The sequence below is a fragment of the Stenotrophomonas sp. P2112 genome, from assembly GCF_041897515.1.
GTDB lineage: Bacteria > Pseudomonadota > Gammaproteobacteria > Xanthomonadales > Xanthomonadaceae > Stenotrophomonas > Stenotrophomonas sepilia.
Map to the genome: position 1 here is coordinate 4,252,306 of NZ_CP169216.1, position 16,094 is coordinate 4,268,399.

At 68.1% G+C, this 16,094-nt stretch carries 14 protein-coding genes; 6 read left to right on the plus strand and 8 right to left on the minus strand.

Features of this window, described 5'->3' with window-relative positions; genetic code table 11:
- Positions 1–4: 4 nt before the first annotated feature.
- The 5 genes from ACEPA4_RS19585 to rpmB form a co-directional block, all read right to left on the minus strand.
- Positions 5–1,426 carry an FAD/NAD(P)-binding protein gene (locus ACEPA4_RS19585; RefSeq protein ID WP_262090204.1) on the minus strand — a complete coding sequence of 474 codons (1,422 nt, stop codon included), beginning with the start codon at positions 1,424–1,426 and terminating at the stop codon, positions 5–7.
- 45 nt (positions 1,427–1,471) lie between these two features.
- Positions 1,472–2,890, minus strand: coding sequence for a cardiolipin synthase (cls, locus tag ACEPA4_RS19590; RefSeq protein WP_014648869.1), 1,419 nt, complete (start codon positions 2,888–2,890; stop codon positions 1,472–1,474).
- Positions 2,891–3,015: 125 nt separating this feature from the next.
- The gene (locus tag ACEPA4_RS19595) at positions 3,016–3,264 is read right to left on the minus strand and encodes a hypothetical protein (protein ID WP_005420350.1); all 249 of its coding nucleotides are present in this window, start codon (positions 3,262–3,264) and stop codon (positions 3,016–3,018) included.
- A gap of 483 nt (positions 3,265–3,747) precedes the next feature.
- Positions 3,748–3,915, minus strand: coding sequence for a 50S ribosomal protein L33 (rpmG, locus tag ACEPA4_RS19600; RefSeq protein ID WP_169411268.1), 168 nt, complete (start codon positions 3,913–3,915; stop codon positions 3,748–3,750).
- Between the two features lie 10 nt (positions 3,916–3,925).
- Entirely contained in the window at positions 3,926–4,162 is a 237-nt protein-coding gene (rpmB, locus tag ACEPA4_RS19605) for a 50S ribosomal protein L28 (RefSeq protein WP_005411638.1), read from the minus strand.
- Positions 4,163–4,442: 280 nt separating this feature from the next.
- Here rpmB and ACEPA4_RS19610 point away from each other — a divergent pair, with 280 nt between their 5' ends.
- Positions 4,443–5,657, plus strand: a complete 1,215-nt coding sequence (locus ACEPA4_RS19610; RefSeq protein ID WP_065196788.1) for a glycosyltransferase — start codon at positions 4,443–4,445, stop codon at positions 5,655–5,657.
- Between the two features lie 13 nt (positions 5,658–5,670).
- On the opposite strand, the gene dnaQ is transcribed toward ACEPA4_RS19610, so the two are convergent.
- Together dnaQ and ACEPA4_RS19620 are read right to left on the minus strand one after the other, a co-directional pair.
- A complete protein-coding gene (dnaQ, locus tag ACEPA4_RS19615) occupies positions 5,671–6,180 on the minus strand; it encodes a DNA polymerase III subunit epsilon (protein WP_065177821.1) in 510 nt (169 codons plus the stop codon).
- 143 nt (positions 6,181–6,323) lie between these two features.
- Positions 6,324–7,217, minus strand: a complete 894-nt coding sequence (locus ACEPA4_RS19620) for a LysR family transcriptional regulator (RefSeq protein ID WP_065177820.1) — start codon at positions 7,215–7,217, stop codon at positions 6,324–6,326.
- A 108-nt stretch (positions 7,218–7,325) separates the two neighbouring features.
- On the opposite strand from ACEPA4_RS19620, the gene ACEPA4_RS19625 reads away from it, so the two are divergent.
- The 5 genes from ACEPA4_RS19625 to ACEPA4_RS19645 all read left to right on the plus strand — a co-directional run bounded on the left by ACEPA4_RS19625 (position 7,326) and on the right by ACEPA4_RS19645 (position 13,989).
- Positions 7,326–7,715 carry a RidA family protein gene (locus ACEPA4_RS19625; RefSeq protein WP_065177819.1) on the plus strand — a complete coding sequence of 130 codons (390 nt, stop codon included), beginning with the start codon at positions 7,326–7,328 and terminating at the stop codon, positions 7,713–7,715.
- Positions 7,716–7,918: 203 nt separating this feature from the next.
- Positions 7,919–8,257 (plus strand): hypothetical protein, encoded by a 339-nt coding sequence (locus ACEPA4_RS19630; RefSeq protein ID WP_053498807.1) that lies wholly within the window; start codon positions 7,919–7,921, stop codon positions 8,255–8,257.
- A gap of 56 nt (positions 8,258–8,313) precedes the next feature.
- Entirely contained in the window at positions 8,314–9,567 is a 1,254-nt protein-coding gene (locus ACEPA4_RS19635; protein WP_139728010.1) for a TolC family protein, read from the plus strand.
- Positions 9,564–10,769 carry an efflux RND transporter periplasmic adaptor subunit gene (locus tag ACEPA4_RS19640; RefSeq protein WP_139728012.1) on the plus strand — a complete coding sequence of 402 codons (1,206 nt, stop codon included), beginning with the start codon at positions 9,564–9,566 and terminating at the stop codon, positions 10,767–10,769. The genes ACEPA4_RS19635 and ACEPA4_RS19640 overlap by 4 nt, the downstream gene beginning before the upstream one ends.
- 10 nt (positions 10,770–10,779) lie before the next feature.
- Positions 10,780–13,989 (plus strand): efflux RND transporter permease subunit, encoded by a 3,210-nt coding sequence (locus ACEPA4_RS19645; RefSeq protein WP_164092781.1) that lies wholly within the window; start codon positions 10,780–10,782, stop codon positions 13,987–13,989.
- Between the two features lie 95 nt (positions 13,990–14,084).
- On the opposite strand, the gene ACEPA4_RS19650 is transcribed toward ACEPA4_RS19645, so the two are convergent.
- A complete protein-coding gene (locus ACEPA4_RS19650; RefSeq protein ID WP_164092780.1) occupies positions 14,085–15,866 on the minus strand; it encodes a DUF885 family protein in 1,782 nt (593 codons plus the stop codon).
- Positions 15,867–16,094 lie beyond the last annotated feature (228 nt).

Below are 16,094 nucleotides of genomic sequence, written 5' to 3' on the forward strand. Positions count from 1 at the left end.
CATTTTACGGCATCGCCGTCGCGGCTCCTGCGACCACCTGGCTGGCCAGCGCCTGCGCCTGCTGACGCAGTTCAGGCACCGCCAGGCTTTCCCACAGGCTGCCGATGCGCAGGCTGCCGAGCACGCCCAGCCGTGCCTGCGGCTGGCCACCGGCAGCACGCAGGCGGTCGCCCGGCACCGTGCTGTCCAGGCCCAGCCCATGCGGGCCGGGGCGGGCCAGGCCCTCGGCCTGCAGCTGCTGCAGCAACGGATTGCGCAGCGCATTGGCGCGGGTTTCCACGCCGGTGGCGTTGACAACGCCGCCGATCGTCCAGTGCTGTTCATTGCCGTTGGCATCGCGACCCGACAGCCGCAAGGCATCGCCTTCGCGGCCGACGCGTTGCAGGCGGGACCGGTGAATGCGCAGTTGGCCGCTTTCGATCAGCGCCTGCAGCTGTGCGTCGACCTCTTCGGCGATGCGGTGGCGATGCACGTCCCAGTAGCGCACCACATGGCGCAGGAAGCGGCGCTGGTCGGCCGCGTCGAGGCTGCACCACAGCGCCTGTCCATGCGGACGGATGCGGTCCATCACGCCCTGCCACGGCAGCCCGTCGGCCTGCGCCTGGCGAGCGAACCCGCGCAATGCGCGCAGGCGCTGGCGCAGGCGCATCGGCAGCAGCGTGGCCGGGTCGAACGTGGGCAGGCCGCCATGCGCATGCGGTAGCGGCAGCAGGCCATGGCGCGAGATCACGTGCAGCGGGCCGGTGTGGCCGGCGGCGACCAGCGCCAGCACGGTGTCGGCCATGCTCAGGCCGGAGCCGACGATAGCCACGGCCTGCTCACCGGCCAGGGTACGCACGCCGTCGTAGTCCCAGGCCTCGATCACATCATCGGCGGGCAGTGCCTCGGCACCGGCCACCGGCAGCGGCCGCATGCTGTTGCCGGTGGCGAGCACCGCCTGCACGGCGTGCAGCGTCTGGGCATCGCCAAGTGTCAGCCGGTAGCCATGGTCATCCGGCTGCAGGCCCAGCACCGGCTGCGCGATCACCTGCAGCTGCGCCGGGCTGGCCGCAGCGGCCTCCTGCAGGCGCTGCTGCAGGTAGGCCGCAAAGTAGTGGCGGCATACGTAACGCTCGCCCAGCACCTCGCGCGCCTCGCCCGGGTAGGCGTTGGCGGCCATCAGGTAGTCGAGGAAATCGCCGGGCTGGTCGGCAAACGCACTCATCTTCGCCGCCGGCACGTTCAGCAGATGCTCCGGCCACGGCGTCGCATAGGCGATGCCCTGGGCCAGCTGCGAAGCCGGTTCGAGAATGGCCAACGCCAGTGGCGCCTTGGCTTGGCGCAGTACCTGGATCGCCACCAGCACCCCGGCCGCACCACCACCGATGATTGCCAGGTCCAGTTCGCCATTACGCGGTGAATCAGTCATGCGCCGATTGTAGGCCATCGGCGATGACGGGCCGGGTTGCCGAAGCGGGCGATTGCCGCCGCCTCACATCAACGCATCGGCCAGCCGTGCGATGCCTTCGCGGCTGCGCCGCCACGTGGGGCGGCTGCGCCACTGCTGCAGGTCCAGCTGCCGCGACTCGCGCAGGTAGCCATCCTCGATCGCACACAGCTGCTGCACCAGCGCGCGGTCGTAGCAGACCAGGCCGATCTCGGCATTCAGCGCGAATGAGCGGATGTCCATGTTGATCGAGCCGAGCACGGCGATGTCCTCGTCCACGCTCATGTGCTTGGCGTGCAGGAACTGCGGCTCGTACAGCGCGATGCGCACGCCACAGCGCAGCAGCTCGTCGTAGTACGCCTCCTGCGCCCACGAGGTCAGCCGCTGGTTGTTGCTGGCCGAGAGGATCAGCTGCACCTGCACACCGGACAAGGCCGCAATGCGCAACGCGCTGAGCGTAGCTTCGTCAGGCACGAAATACGGCGTGACCATCACCAGCCGTCGCCGTGCCAGGTGGATCAGCGCCGCCACCGCATCGCGCGCATTGCTGTACGGATAGGCCGGGCCGCTTGGCAGCAGCTGGGTGGCGATGTCGTCGCTGCACTCGGGCACATCGGCGATCACGTCCAGGCGCTGGCCGGTTTCCATGTACCAGTCGCTGGCGAACACCGCTTCCAGGTGCGCCACTGCCGGGCCACGCACGCGCGCCACCAGCTCGCGGTTCGGGTGGCCGGGCACGAACTGCGGGCCGGCCAGGTTCTGCGAACCGACATAGGCCACTTCGTTGTCGATCACCGCGATCTTGCGATGGTTGCGCAGGTCCATGCGCCCGCTGCGGCGCCAGCGCAGGCCACCGGGCAGCATCGCGCGTACCTCGATGTCGCGCGCCTGCAGGCGCTTGCGATAGGCGCGCAGGCCGCGCTTGGCGCCCACCGCGTCGAGCAGCACGCGGCACTGCACGCCGCGTGCAGCCGCTCGCTGCAGGGCCTCGACAATGGCCTCGCCGACCGCGTCATCGAACATCAGGTAGTACAGCAGGTGCACGCGGTCTTCGGCCTGGTCGATGTCGGCAATCAGCGTGTGCAGCGATTCGTCGTAGTCGGTCAGCAGGTCGACGGCGTTGCCGTGCACCGGCATGAAATCGCCCTGGCGCTGCACCAGCGGCACGATTTCGGCGCTGGCGGTGTCCGGCTGCGGTGTCCAGCGCAGGCGATGCTGCAGCGCCTGTTCCTCACGGATGACCTGCGAGGCCTCGGCCTGGCGGCGGATGCGCTCGCGCGACAGCCACGGGTGGCCGAACAGCAGGTACAACGGCAGCCCCAGCAGGGGCACGAAGCCGACCAGCAGCAGCCAGCTGCGCGCCGCCCCCGGCGTGGTGCGGGTGGGAATCCAGCACAGCGCGACCAGCCGGATCAGCCAGTCGATCAGCAGCAGGTACGAACCCAGCAACCACTCGAACAGCATCGTGTCGCCCGTCGGGAGGTGATGGGCCATTCTGCCCAGCGGGATTTGTAGAGTCGAGCCATGCTCGACTGCCTTTCGTTCCGACCGCAGAGCAGCCGAGCGTGGGCTCGGCTCTACAGAATGGCTCAGTGCCGCACCGGCACCTCGCACAGCTGGCGTACCGAATCGGCATGGCGGCGGCCGTTGAGCGCCATGCAGGCAATGGCCTGTGCGGCCCGCTCCAGCTGCGCCTCCGGCAGCGGCGACGGCGCACCGTTGGCCAGTGCCAGATGGTGGTCGCACAGCAGCAGCGCCATGCCCTCGATGCCTTGCAGCATGCGCTGCAGGCGCAGCCAGCCCAGTTCCAGGTCCTGCCGGTGTGACGGGGTGTTCATGCAACCTCCTTCAACGGATCTGGCCACCGTGAAGGTGGCGGACGATGCGTGGTTGCAATACCGGGAAGCAATCAATCAGCAAACGAACCGGCGGGCGCAAGGCCCCCTCGCACCGTCCGCCATAGAGGCGGATAGGTCACCAACCGTCGCCGGAGGGATCTCCGGCGACGGCTGGCGAGTCTACTGATTGATTGACTTCACGGGATTGCAAGCCCGGCCACTGCAACCGCAGCGGCTTGCCATCATGGGCACGGCAGGGCCCGTCGTTCCAATTGATTTGGAGCGCGCGAAGAGCCGGAACCGGTAGACACAATCACTTATCGCATTCGGCCCATCATTCCGCGCAGGGCGTCATTGGCGACAGCGTGCGCAGGGAGTGCGGCAGTGCCGACCAGGGTCGGCACCCACCAGGGGGAAGTGCCAGACATGAAAAAACCCGCCACAAGGGCGGGTTTCTTCGCGGGGATCAGCAATCCGTGCGGATTACTTGATCTTGCCTTCCTTGTACAGGACGTGCTTGCGCACGACCGGATCGTACTTCAGGAATTCCATCTTCCCCGGGGTGTTCTTCTTGTTCTTGTCCGTGGTGTAGAAGTGGCCGGTACCGGCCGAGGAAATCATACGGACCTTATCGCGCTTGCCTGCCATGATGCTTTACTCCTCAGACCTTTTCGCCGCGCGCACGCAGCTCAGCCAGAACGGAATCGATGCCGTTCTTGTCGATGGTGCGCAGTGCATGCGCGGAAACACGAAGCTTGACCCAGCGGTTCTCGCTGGCCACCCAGAAACGGCGCTCGTGCAGATTCGGCAGGAAACGACGACGGGTCTTGTTGTTGGCGTGCGAGACGTTGTTACCCGTCTGCACTCGCTTGCCGGAAACCTGGCATACGCGGGACATTGCGCACCTCGATAATAGTAGTTGTCAGCCCGTAGCCCGGGAGACGGCGGCCTCGATGGTTGCCCACCACACGTCAAGAGAATCAAAGGGTTACGCTGGCGTTGGGCGGCCGGGGACGTGCTCCCAGGGGCGCCGCCCGGTAGAAAACCGGACACAGCGAGCCGCGCATTATGCACCGGTTCAAGCACTTGCGCAAGTTACCCACAGGCCGGGGACTGAACACGGCAGGCCGGACCCTGCGCCAGCCGCCATACTGGCCCGGACCACTGCGGAGCTTCCCATGCGGCTGCTGGCCCTGACCTACGGAACCGAAGGCGACACACGTCCCCTGGCCATGCTCTGCCATGGGCTGATCGGCGCGGGCCACGAGGTGACGCTACTGGCCGATGGCGGCACCTTGGGCAGCGCGCAGGCACTGGATGTGCCCCACGCGGCCCTTGAAGGTGACATCCATGACGACGTGGTCGCACTGGTCTCGCGTGGCAACGGCGTTGCCGCCGCCAGTACCGGCCTGGCACGGATGGCGCTGCAGCATGTCAGCGGCTGGATGCGCCAGGCCGATGCCGCCGCCGAAGGCTGCGATGCGATTCTGACCGGTGGCCTGGCGGCCTTCGTCGGCATGAGCGTGGGCGAACGCCGCAGGATTCCCGTCATCGGCAGCGGCATGATTCCGCTGACCCCGACGCGCGCCTTCCGCTCCCCGTTCCTGCCGCCCGGACGCTCGCCGGGCTGGTTGAACCGGGCCAGCTACGGGTGGGTCAACGGCCTGATCTGGCGCCAGTTCCGCCGGCCGATCAACGCGGCACGCCAGCAGTTGGGGCAATCGCCGCGCCGCGCGCTGTGGTCCGGCCTGCCGATGCTCTATGGCATCTCACCGCAGCTGCTGCCGCCACCGGCGGACTGGCCGGCCGACCACATCGTCTGTGGCCAATGGCGGCTTCCTGATGCGCCCTGGGCGCCCCCGGCCGATCTGCGGGCCTTCCTTGATGCCGGCCCGCCGCCGGTCTACCTTGGCTTCGGCAGCATGACCGGCTTTGATCGCGAACGCGTGCTGCCGGCCTTGCTGCAGGCGCTGGCGCCACGCCGGGTACTGCTGTTTCCTGGCTGGGTGGGACTGCCTGCGATGCGCTTGCCCGATTCGGTCTTCGTACTGGGGCCGACCCCACACGAAGCGCTGTTCCCGCGTTGCGCACTCGCCATCCACCACGGTGGCAGCGGCACCACGCATTCGGCCTGCCGGGCCGGCATTCCCTCGCTGGTGATGCCGTTCGCTGCGGATCAGTTCTTCTGGGCCGATCGCCTGTGTCGGTTGGGCGTGGCACCGGCACCGTTGTCACCGAAGCGACTGGATGCAGCAACGCTGGCAGCAGCCATCACCTTCGCAGAAGCCGACGCAGTACGCGCGCGCGCGGCGGCCCTGGGCGTGGCGATGAGCGATGAAGACGGGGTGGCCTGTGGCGTGGCGATGATCGAGCGCTGGTTACGTCCGATGTAACAGCGGGCAAGCCTCAGCGCAGGTGCGGAATCACCTGGGCCAGCAGATGGGCATCCTTGAGCGCACCGTGCAGGCCCCGGTTGCCGGGGATGCGCAGGCGCTGCAGCACATCGTCCAACTTGTTGCCCTGGCCGGGCCAGCGCCCGCGCGCCAGCTTCAGGCTGCAGGTGATGCGGCAGTGCTGGGCCAGCGTGCCGGGAATGCCGGCCAGGCGCAGCTCGTTGTCCAGGAAACCCACGTCGAAGGTGGCGTTGTGCGCGACCATCTCGCTGCCGCGCAGGAAGTCCAGCAGTTCGGCGGCCTTGCTGGAGAACAGCGGCTTGCCCACCAGCATCGCATCGCTGATGCCATGCACGCGCTGTGCGCCCCAGTCCACCTTGCGCTGCGGCTGCAGGTAGGTGTGGAACTGGCGGCCGCTGAGCTGGCCGTCGATCAGTTCGACGGCACCGATTTCGATCACCCGGTGCCCCAGGCGGTGGGAGATGCCGGTGGTTTCGGTATCCAGTGCGACGATGCGACTCATGCGTGGCGATGTTTCCTGTTACGTGCTGTGGTGATTTTCGCATGCCGGTAGAGCCGGGCCCACGCTCGGCTGGCGCGCGTAGCGCGGGCTTGGTGATGCCAGAAGCAGCCGAGCGTGGGCTCGGCTCTACAGGTGCGTGTGCATCACCCCAACGCTTCCACCACCCAATCGATGAACACCCGCAGCCGCTGGCTCATGTGCCGGTTCGGCGGGAACATCACATGCATCGGCATGGGTGGAAGCCGCCAGTCCTGCAGCAGCGGCAGCAATTCGCCGCGCGCCACGTGCGGCGCGGCCATGTAGCTGGGCAGCGCGACCACGCCCAGCCCCGCCAGCGCCGCCGCCAGATAGGCGTTGCCGTCGTCGAAACCGACCGTGTAGCGGCCCTGCACTTCTACGCGCTCATCGCCGCGCTGTGCGCTGAATACTCTCGCCCGGCCACTGCGCGGGCTGAGGAAGCCGACCGTGTGGTGGTCCGGCCCTTCCAGCGCGCGCGGATCGGTCGGCAAGCCGAAACGCTGCACATAGCCGGGGCTGGCGTGGAAACCGATCGGCAGCGCCGCCAGCGGCCGCGCCACCAGCGCCGGGTCGGCCGGGGTGCCGCCGCGGATCACGCAGTCGACGTTGTCGGCGATGACGTCAACCTCGCGGTCGCTGACGCCGATGTCCAGCTGGATCTCCGGGTAGCGCGCCTGGAAATCCGGCAGTGCCGGCACCAGCCGCAACCGCGCGTAGGGTCCGGGCACATCCACCCGCAGGCGGCCGCGCGGCTGGCTGGCTGCGTCACCCAGCCCGCCCTCCACCTCTTCCAGCTCGGCCAGCAGGCGGGCGATGCGCGGGTAGTAGGCCGCACCGTCGGCGGTGACGCTGACCCGGCGCGTGGTGCGGTTGAGCAGGCGCAGCCGCAGGTGTGCCTCCAGCTGCTGCACCAGCTGGGTGACCGTGGTGCGGCTGATCTGCAGGGTCTGCGCGGCGCGGGTGAAGCTGCCGGTTTCCACAACCCGGGCAAAGGCCCGCATCGCCTCGAAACGGTCCATGGCGGGCCATGATTGTTTGGGATTGGCAATCAATCTAGGCTGATCATCGCGGTTTATCCAGACAGCACTGGCGCGGAGGATGGCGTTCTCTCCCACGGATTCCTTCCCATGTCACAGCGTGATGTCGTTTTCCCCACCGGCCGCCAGGCCCTGTACGAGCGCAACCGCTACTCGCCGGCGATCCGATCCAATGGCTTCCTGTTCGTCTCCGGCCAGGTCGGCAGCCGCGAAGACGGCTCGCCCGAGCCGGATTTCGAGGCGCAGGTGCGCCGCGCCTTCGAGAATCTCAATGCGGTGTTGGCTGCCGCAGGCTGCACGTTCGATGACGTGATCGACGTGACCGTGTTCCTGGTCGACCCGGAGAAGAACTTCGAAAAGGCCTGGGCGATCGTGCCCGAGTACTGGGGCGAGGCGCCGCACCCGACCCTGACCGGTATCGGTGTGACCTGGCTGTATGGGTTCCAGTTCGAGATCAAGGTGATCGCGAAGCTGCCGTGATACGGGTAGTGCCGGCCGCTGGCCGGCAACGCGGTGGGGTCGAAAGGCGTGTCGACCAAGGTCGACACCCACCAAGGCAGGAGGTCCGCACCCACCAGGGCAGGATGCCCCCAGGCCCTCCACCTGAACGGGAGATTCCGACGAATTCCCGAGGCGGCCATTGATATTGTATCCGGCGAAAATCGCTTGCTAGCCTCCCTTCCATGCGCCGGATCACCCGCCAACTGCGTACGTACCTGATGATGCTGCTGATGGCGGCGTTCGTGGTCGTGCCGGTGGCCGACGTGCTGGCCTGCGCGGTCGAACCGCACGACACCACTGCGGTGCACGTGGAAAGCAACGCCAACGATGCCGAGGGTGACAGTGACAGCAAGCACGCCGGTGCCTGCAGCCACAACCACTGCCACCACTCCAACCTGAGCCTGCCGGCCAGCACCCTCGCCGCCTTCGGTGCGCCGCTGCCGGCGCGCTGGATGAATGCCGGCGACGCGGCGACCTATGCGGTCGCCCAGGATGAATTGACGCGTCCCCCCCGGGCGTGAGTTGAGCGCGTCCCGCGATTGCGGGCTCCCGTTTCACTCACAACCGGAATCCCCCTATGTCGATCCTGACACCTCGGTCGCTGCGTGCGGCCGGGCGGGTCGTCGCCGTGTTGCTGGGCCTGGCCCCGGCGGCATCGGTGATGGCGCAAGCCGCCCCTTCCTACGACACCCTGCTTGAACGCCTGGACCAGCTGCCCGGTACCCGCGTCGGTGCGGCGCTGGCCGAGGCCGCCGACGCGCGCGCCGACCAGGCCCGCGCACTGCCCAACCCTTCCCTGTCCTGGTCGGCCGAGAACGCCTGGGGCACCGGTTCCTATGGCGGCATGGGCAAGGCCGACAGCGTGCTTACCCTGTCCCAGCCATTGGAGGTCTGGGGCCAGCGCGGCGCGCGCGTCCGTGCGGCCCGCGCCGAGGCACAGGCGGCCAACCTGCGTGGCACGCAGAGCCGCAGCGATGTGGCCAGCCAGCTGGCGGTGGTCTACGCACAGGCGGAAAGTGCACTGCGCCGCTACACCCTGGCCGAAGAGGCACTGAGCCTCACCCGCGATGACGCCAACGCCGTCAACGCGATGGTCAAGCAGGGCCGCGAACCGCAACTGCGCGCGGTGCAGGCGCAGAGCGAAGTGGCCAACGCCAACGCCGCGCTGGATGAAGCGCAGGCCTTCCGCGATGCCGCGCTGGCCCGCCTGGCCGGTGCTGCACTGCTGGATGCGCCGGTGCAGTCGATCGGCGACAGCCTGCTCGACCGTGCGCCGCCGCTGCCACGCGGTGCCACCGATACCGCACTGGCAGTGCGCATCGCTGAAGCCGAAGCCGATGCGGCGGGCAAACTGGCCGAGGTGGAGCGCAAGCGCGCCCTGCCCGACCTCAGCGTCACCGCCGCGCAGACCCGCTTCCGCGAGGGCGGCGAGCGTGCCTACAACCTCGGGCTCAGCCTCAGCATCCCGCTGTTTGACCGCAACCGCGGTGGCATCCGCGCCGCCAATGCCGACCAGCGCGCGGCCGAAGCGCGCCTGGACCAGCAGCGCCGCGACAGCGAGGCGGCACGCCTCTCCGCCGTGGCCGGTTTGAAGGCCGCCGGCAGCCGAACCCGCGCCGCCGATGAAAGCGTGGTCGCCGCCGAAGAGGCGTATCGCCTGGCCCGCATCGGCTTCGACGCCGGACGCATCTCGCAGCTGGAACTGCGCAGCACGCGCAGCGCTCTTATCGCCGCCCGTGCCGCCGCCGTGGATGCGCGCCTGTCGCGCGTCGGCGCGGAAATCGATCTTGCCCGCCTTGAAGGGCGCGCACCCTTTGTGGAGGCCCCATGACTCTCTCCCGTACTTTTCCGCTGATCGGCGGCATGCTGCTGACTGTGCTGCTGGCCGGCTGCGCTGGCAACGCGCAGACACCTGCCAATGAAGACCCCGCTGCGACCAAGGCCGGCACCGACGACAGCCATGGCCACGCGCCCGGCAGCAAGGAAGCCAAGGCCGAATCCGCGAAGACGCCGGCAGACACCGATGAAGGCGTGGTACCGCTGACCCCTGAGCAGATCAAGGCGTCCGGTATCGAAGTGGTTGCCGTCGGTCACGGCGGTGGCGGTTCCACCCGCCTCGCCGGTCGGGTGGAACCCTCGGTCGGTGCCCGTGCCTCGGTGGCCTCGACCGTGACCGGCCGCGTCGAGCGCGTACTGGTCGCGCCGGGCACGGCGGTGAAACAGAACCAGGCGCTGGCCATCGTGGTCAGTGGCGAGGCAGCGGTGTTCCGCGCCAATGCGCTGGCCGCATCCGCCGAAGCCGAGGCCGCACGCCTGGCCTATGGCCGCGACAAGGCCCTGGTCGACCAGGGCGTGGTCGCCCGCCAGGAGCTGGAAGCCTCGCGTGCGCGTTCGCTGGCGGCACAGGCCCAGGCCGCTGCCGCACAGGCACAGGCCGCCGCCAACGGTGCGCCCGATGCCAGTGGACGCGTGCGCATCACCAGCCCGGTGGCCGGCATCGTCGGCAACGTGCAGGTCACGCCGGGCGGTGTGGTTGCCGCCGGCAGTGCGGTGGCCGACGTCGCCGACCCGTCGATGAACGAGCTGGTGTTCACCGCACCGCCAGCGCTGGCTGCACAGGTCATGCCCGGCATGAAGCTGGAAGTGAGCGTGCCGGGTGGCAGCTTCACCGCTACCGTCACCGGTTCGGCCGCCGATGTACGGCAGCAGGGCGGCGTCGCAGTGATCCGCGCCACGCCGGTGGATGCATCGCTGCCGCCGGCCGGTTCGCCGGTATCGGCCGTGGTGGTCACCGAAGGCCAGGACGGCTCGCTCAGCGTGCCCGCCGATGCGGTGCAGAACGTCGATGGAAGCAGCGCGGTGTTCGTCGCCGTCGAAGGTGGCTTCAAGGCGCAGCCAGTGCTGGCCGGGCGCCGTGCCGGTGACCGCATCGAGATCCTCGGTGGCCTGAGTGGCAACGAGCGCATCGTCGGTGCCAACGCCTTCCTGCTCAAGGCCGAGCTGGCCAAGGGCGAAGCCGAGCACGGCCACTGAGGAGGCGATCATGTTCAAGCTGATCATTGAAACAGCGGTGCGCCACCGCTGGCTGGTGGTGTTCATGGCGGCGCTGATCGCCGCCGTGGGCCTGTTCCAGCTGGGCAAGCTGCCGATCGACGCCGTGCCGGACATCACCAACCGCCAGGTGCAGATCAACACGGTGGCCCCGGCGCTGACCCCGGAGCAGATCGAACGGCAGGTGACCTATCCGCTGGAAACCGCGCTGGCCGGCATTCCCGGCCTGACCACCACGCGTTCGCTGTCGCGCAATGGCTTCTCGCAGGTCACCGCGATCTTCACCGATGCCACCGACATCTACTTCGCCCGCCAACAGGTGGCCGAACGCATGCGCGAGGCATCGGAAGACCTGCCCGATGGTGCGTCGCCGATGCTGTCGCCGGTCACCACCGGCCTCGGCGAGGTGCTGATGTGGACGGTGGACTTCACCGCGTTCGATCCGACCAGGCTGGCCAAGCCCGGTGAAGCCGGCTGGCAGGCCGGCGAGGTCTACCGCACGCCGGAAGGCAACCTGCTGCGCACGCCGGAAGAGCGCGCGACCTACCTGCGCACCGTGCAGGACTGGATCATCGCGCCGCAGATGCGCTCCAGCCCGGGGCTGGCCGGTGTCGATACGGTCGGCGGCTACGTCAAGGAATACGGCGTGCATCCGGACAGCGCCAAACTGGCCGCGCATGGCCTCGGCCTGGCCGACCTGGTTACCGCGCTGCAGCGCTCCAACGTGCAGGCCGGCGCCGGCTTCGTGCAGCGGGCCGGCGAAGGCCTGGTGGTGCGTGCCGATGGCCTGGCGCTGACCACCGAGGATCTTGCACAGGCGCCGGTGGCCACCCGCAATGGCGTGGTGGTGCGCGTGGCCGATGTAGCCACCGTGGAACTGAGCCGCGCGCCGCGCCTGGGTGCAGCCAGCCGCAACGGCCACGAGGCCGTGCTGGGCACCGCGCTGATGATTGCCGGTGGCAACAGCCGCACCGTGGCGCAGGCCGCAGCCGCACGTCTGGAACAGGTGAACACGTCGCTGCCGGCCGACATCGTGGCCGCACCGGTGCTGGACCGCAGTGTGCTGGTCAATTCCACCATCAAGACCGTGGCCCGGAACCTCACCGAGGGCGCGCTGCTGGTGGTGGTGGTGCTGTTCCTGCTGCTGGGCAACCTGCGCGCGGCCACCATCACCGCGCTGGTGATTCCGCTGTCGTTCCTGTTCGCGGTGATCGGCATGAACCGCTTCGGCATCAGCGGCAACCTGATGAGCCTGGGTGCACTGGACTTCGGCATCCTGGTGGACGGTGCGGTGATCGTGGTCGAGTCGACGCTGCTGATGCTGGGCCAGCGCCGCGCCGAACTGGGCCGGGCGCTGACCGCGATGGAACGGCTGCGCGTGGCCGCCGATTCCGCGCTGAAGATGGCGCGCCCGGCGGCGTTCGGCCAGCTGATCATCCTGCTGGTGTTCGCGCCGATCCTCACCCTGGAAGGTGTGGAGGGCAAGACGTTCCACCCGATGGCGGCGACCTTCATGCTGGCCCTGGTCGGTGCCTTCCTGTTCTCCTTCACCTTCGTGCCGGCGATGACGGCGCTGCTGGTGCGCGAGCCGAAGCCGAAGGACGCAGATGCACATGCGGACGACGGCGAGCACGAGACCAGGCTGATACGCGTGCTGCGCGCGCGCATCGAGCCGGTGATCCGCAAGGCCGTGGCGCATCCGCGCACGGTAGTGGCCAGTGCGGTGATGATGGTGGTGGTGGGCATCGGCTCGTTCTCGATGCTGGGCCGCGAGTTCATGCCGACGCTGGACGAAGGCAACGTGGCGATGCAGGCGTTGCGCGTGCCGTCGACGTCGCTGGAGCAGTCACTGGCCATGCAACTGGCGTTGGAAAAGGTGATTGCCAAGCAGCCGGAAGTGGAGACCGTGTTCTCGCGTACCGGTACCGCCGAGGCGGCGATCGATCCGATGCCGACCAACATCTCCGACAGCGTGATCGTGCTGAAGCCACGCAAGGACTGGCCCGATCCGAAGTTGGCCAAGGACGCGCTGGTGGCCCGTTTCGAAAAGCTGGCCGGGCAGCAGCTGGGCAACAGTTTCGAGTTCAGCCAGCCGATCGAGCTGCGCTTCAACGAGCTGATTTCCGGCGTGCGTACCGACCTGGCCGTAATGATCTTTGGCGATGACTTCGGCCAGCTGCAGAAGGTGGCCGACCAGGTGGCGCTGAAGCTGCGTGCGGTGGATGGCGCGGCCGACGTGCGGGTGGAACAGATCTCCGGCCTGCCCACGCTGAACGTGGCGATCGATCATGTGGCGGCGGCGCAGTATGGGCTGACTGCGGCGGATGTGAGTGATGCACTGTCCACCGGCATCGGCGGTACTGCGGCGGGCAAGATCTTCGAAGGCGACCGCCGCTTCAACGTGGTGGTGCGCCTGGACGATGCCGCGCGCAACGATCCGGACCAGCTGGCCTCGCTGCCGATCGCCACGCCGTCGGGGTTGGTGATTCCGCTGTCGTCGGTTGCGCGCATCACGGTCAGCGAAGGGCCGAACCAGATCAGCCGCAACAACGGCAGCCGCCGCGTGGTGGTGCAGGCCAACGTGCGTGGCCGCGACCTGGGCGGCTTCGTCGGCGAAGCGCAGGCCGCGGTAGCCGACGTAGCACTGCCGCCGGGTGCCTACCTGACCTGGGGTGGCCAGTTCGAGAACCTGCAGCGCGCGGAAAAGCGGCTGGCGACGGTGGTACCGGTAGTGTTCCTGCTGATCGGCAGCCTGCTGTTCATGGCCCTGCGCAGCGGCAAGGAAGCCATTCTGGTGTTCAGCTGCGTGCCGTTGGCGTTGGTCGGCGGCATCCTCGCGCTGCTGCTGCGGGGCATGCCGTTCTCGGTATCGGCAGCGGTCGGCTTCATCGCCGTGTCCGGCGTGGCGACCTTGAATGGCCTGGTGCTGATGCAGGCGATCCGCGAACGCCTGGATGCCGGCGACCTGCCGCTGCAGGCGGCGATCAACGGTGCCTCCAGCCGCATCCGAGCAGTGCTGACCACGGCGCTTGTGGCGATCGTCGGCTTCATTCCGATGGCGATCGCCAGCGGTTCCGGCGCAGAAGTGCAGAAACCGCTGGCGACGGTGGTGATCGGTGGCCTGATCACCGCCACCGTGCTGACCCTGCTGGTGCTGCCGACGTTTGCGGCACGCGTGGCCAAGCCGCGGGCGGTGGGGTGAGGTGAGAGGGGGTCGGAGCCCTTTCCACGGGAAAGGGATCCGACCCCGTGACCGGGTCGGATTGCCGGCCAGCGGCCGGCACTACCCGGTACCGGTCAGGCCTTCTTGCGCTCGGCGATGTAGGCCTGGATCTGCTGTTCCAGCACCGGCAGCGGCACCGAGCCCTGCTTGAGAAGGGTGTCGTGGAAGCCCTTGATGTCGAACTTGTCGCCCAGCTCCTTCTCGGCCTGCGCACGCAGGCGCACGATGGCGATCTCGCCCAGCTTGTAGCTCAGCGCCTGGCCCGGCCAGGAAATGTAGCGGTCCACTTCAGTGGTCACTTCATGCTCGCTCAGCGCGGTGTGGTCACGCAGGTAGGCCAACGCCTGCTCGCGGGTCCAGCCCTTGCTGTGCACACCGGTGTCGATCACCAGGCGCGCGGCGCGCCACATCTCGTAGGTCAGGCGGCCGAAATCCTCGTACGGGGTTTCGTAGATGCCCATCTCCACGCCCAGCTTCTCGCAGTACAGCGCCCAGCCTTCGCCATAGGCGGAGATGTAGGCGTTGCGGCGGAACTCGGGCAGGTTCTTCTGCTCGGCGGCGATCGCGCCCTGCAGCGAATGGCCCGGATCGGATTCATGCAGGGTCAGTGCCGGCAGGTTGTACAGCGGGCGCGAGGGCAGGTTGTAGGTGTTGAGCCAGTAGGTACCCATGCCACCGCGGCCGGCCGTCCAGAACGGTGCAATGTCCGGTGGCACCGGCACGATGGTGAAGCGCGCGCGCGGCAACGTCATGTACTTGCCGAGCTGGCCGTCCGCCCGCTTGGAAATCCACGCGGCGCGCGAAAGCAGCTCTTCCGGCGTCTTCGCATAGAACTGCGGATCGGTACGCAGGAAGGTCAGGAACTCGGCGAAGCTGCCCTTGAACTTCACCTGCTTGATGATGTCGTTCATCTCGCCCTGGATGCGTGCGACTTCCTCCAGGCCGATGCGGTGGATCTCGTCCGGCGACAGGTCCAGCGTGGTGTACTCGTGGATCTGCTGCCTGTAGTAGGCCTTGCCATCGGGCATCGCTTCGGCGGCCAGGGTGGTGCGCGCCTGCGGCACGTACTCGTTGACGAAGAAGGTGCGCAGCTGCTGGAACGCCGGCACCACCTTGCCGCTGATCGCTTCACGCGCCTGCGCCTGCAGCCTGGCCTGTTCGGCGGCCGGGATGCTGTTGGGCAGCTTCTTGAACGGCGCGTACAGCGGCGATTCGGTCGGGTCCTTCAGCTCGGCAACGGTGGCGATGGACACTTCGCGGCCATCCAGCACCGCGCGCGGCACGCTGAAGCCGCGCTTCAGGCCGGCGCGCATGTTCTCGGTCTGCTGGCCGAAGTAACGCGGCACATCGTTCAGCCGTGCGATGTAGTTCTGGTAGTCCTGCACGGTCTTCATCTCGCGCCGGGCCATGAAGGACAGGTTGGACCAGAACGAGGAATCGGCGTTGAACGGCATTTCGTAGCCGCGCAGGCGCGTCTCTTCGGCCAGGTTGAACACCTGGTCGCGATAGATCGCGTAGTTGACCTGGTTGTCCGGCGACAGGGTCTTCGGGTCGATCTTCTTCAGTGCGGCCAGGGTATCGTCCCACACCTTCAGACGCGCCTGCTGCGCGGCCGGGCCGACGTCAGGCATGCGGGTGGCGTTGGCCGGGGCGTCTTCGTCCTCGCTGGCTTCACCACCTCCCTGCTGGCGCCACTTCCATTCCTTCTCGTACAGCGCGCGGAAGGCGGCATCCGCGGGCGATTCGGTGGCCACGCTGGCGGGCGCGGCGGCGGCGGCGGCGGCGGGCGCAGCGGCCAGGGCCACGGTGGGGGCGGACAGGGCGATCAACAGGGCAACGGCAAGACGGGTTTTCACGAGCACAGGTTCCCGGGAAGGCAGACCCCGATCATGGCACCGCCCACGGCCCATGGCATGGGACGAAGGTCCTGCCTGCAGCGCAGGCAGGACCGGGAACCGGCCGCTCTGGTAGATGCCAACCTTGGTTGGCACACGGGGAAACCCAGCGCCGACCAAGGTCGGCATCTACCAGGGCACCGCCGCTGAACATGCAGTAGATCCACGCCATGCGAGGATGCGCCGGGA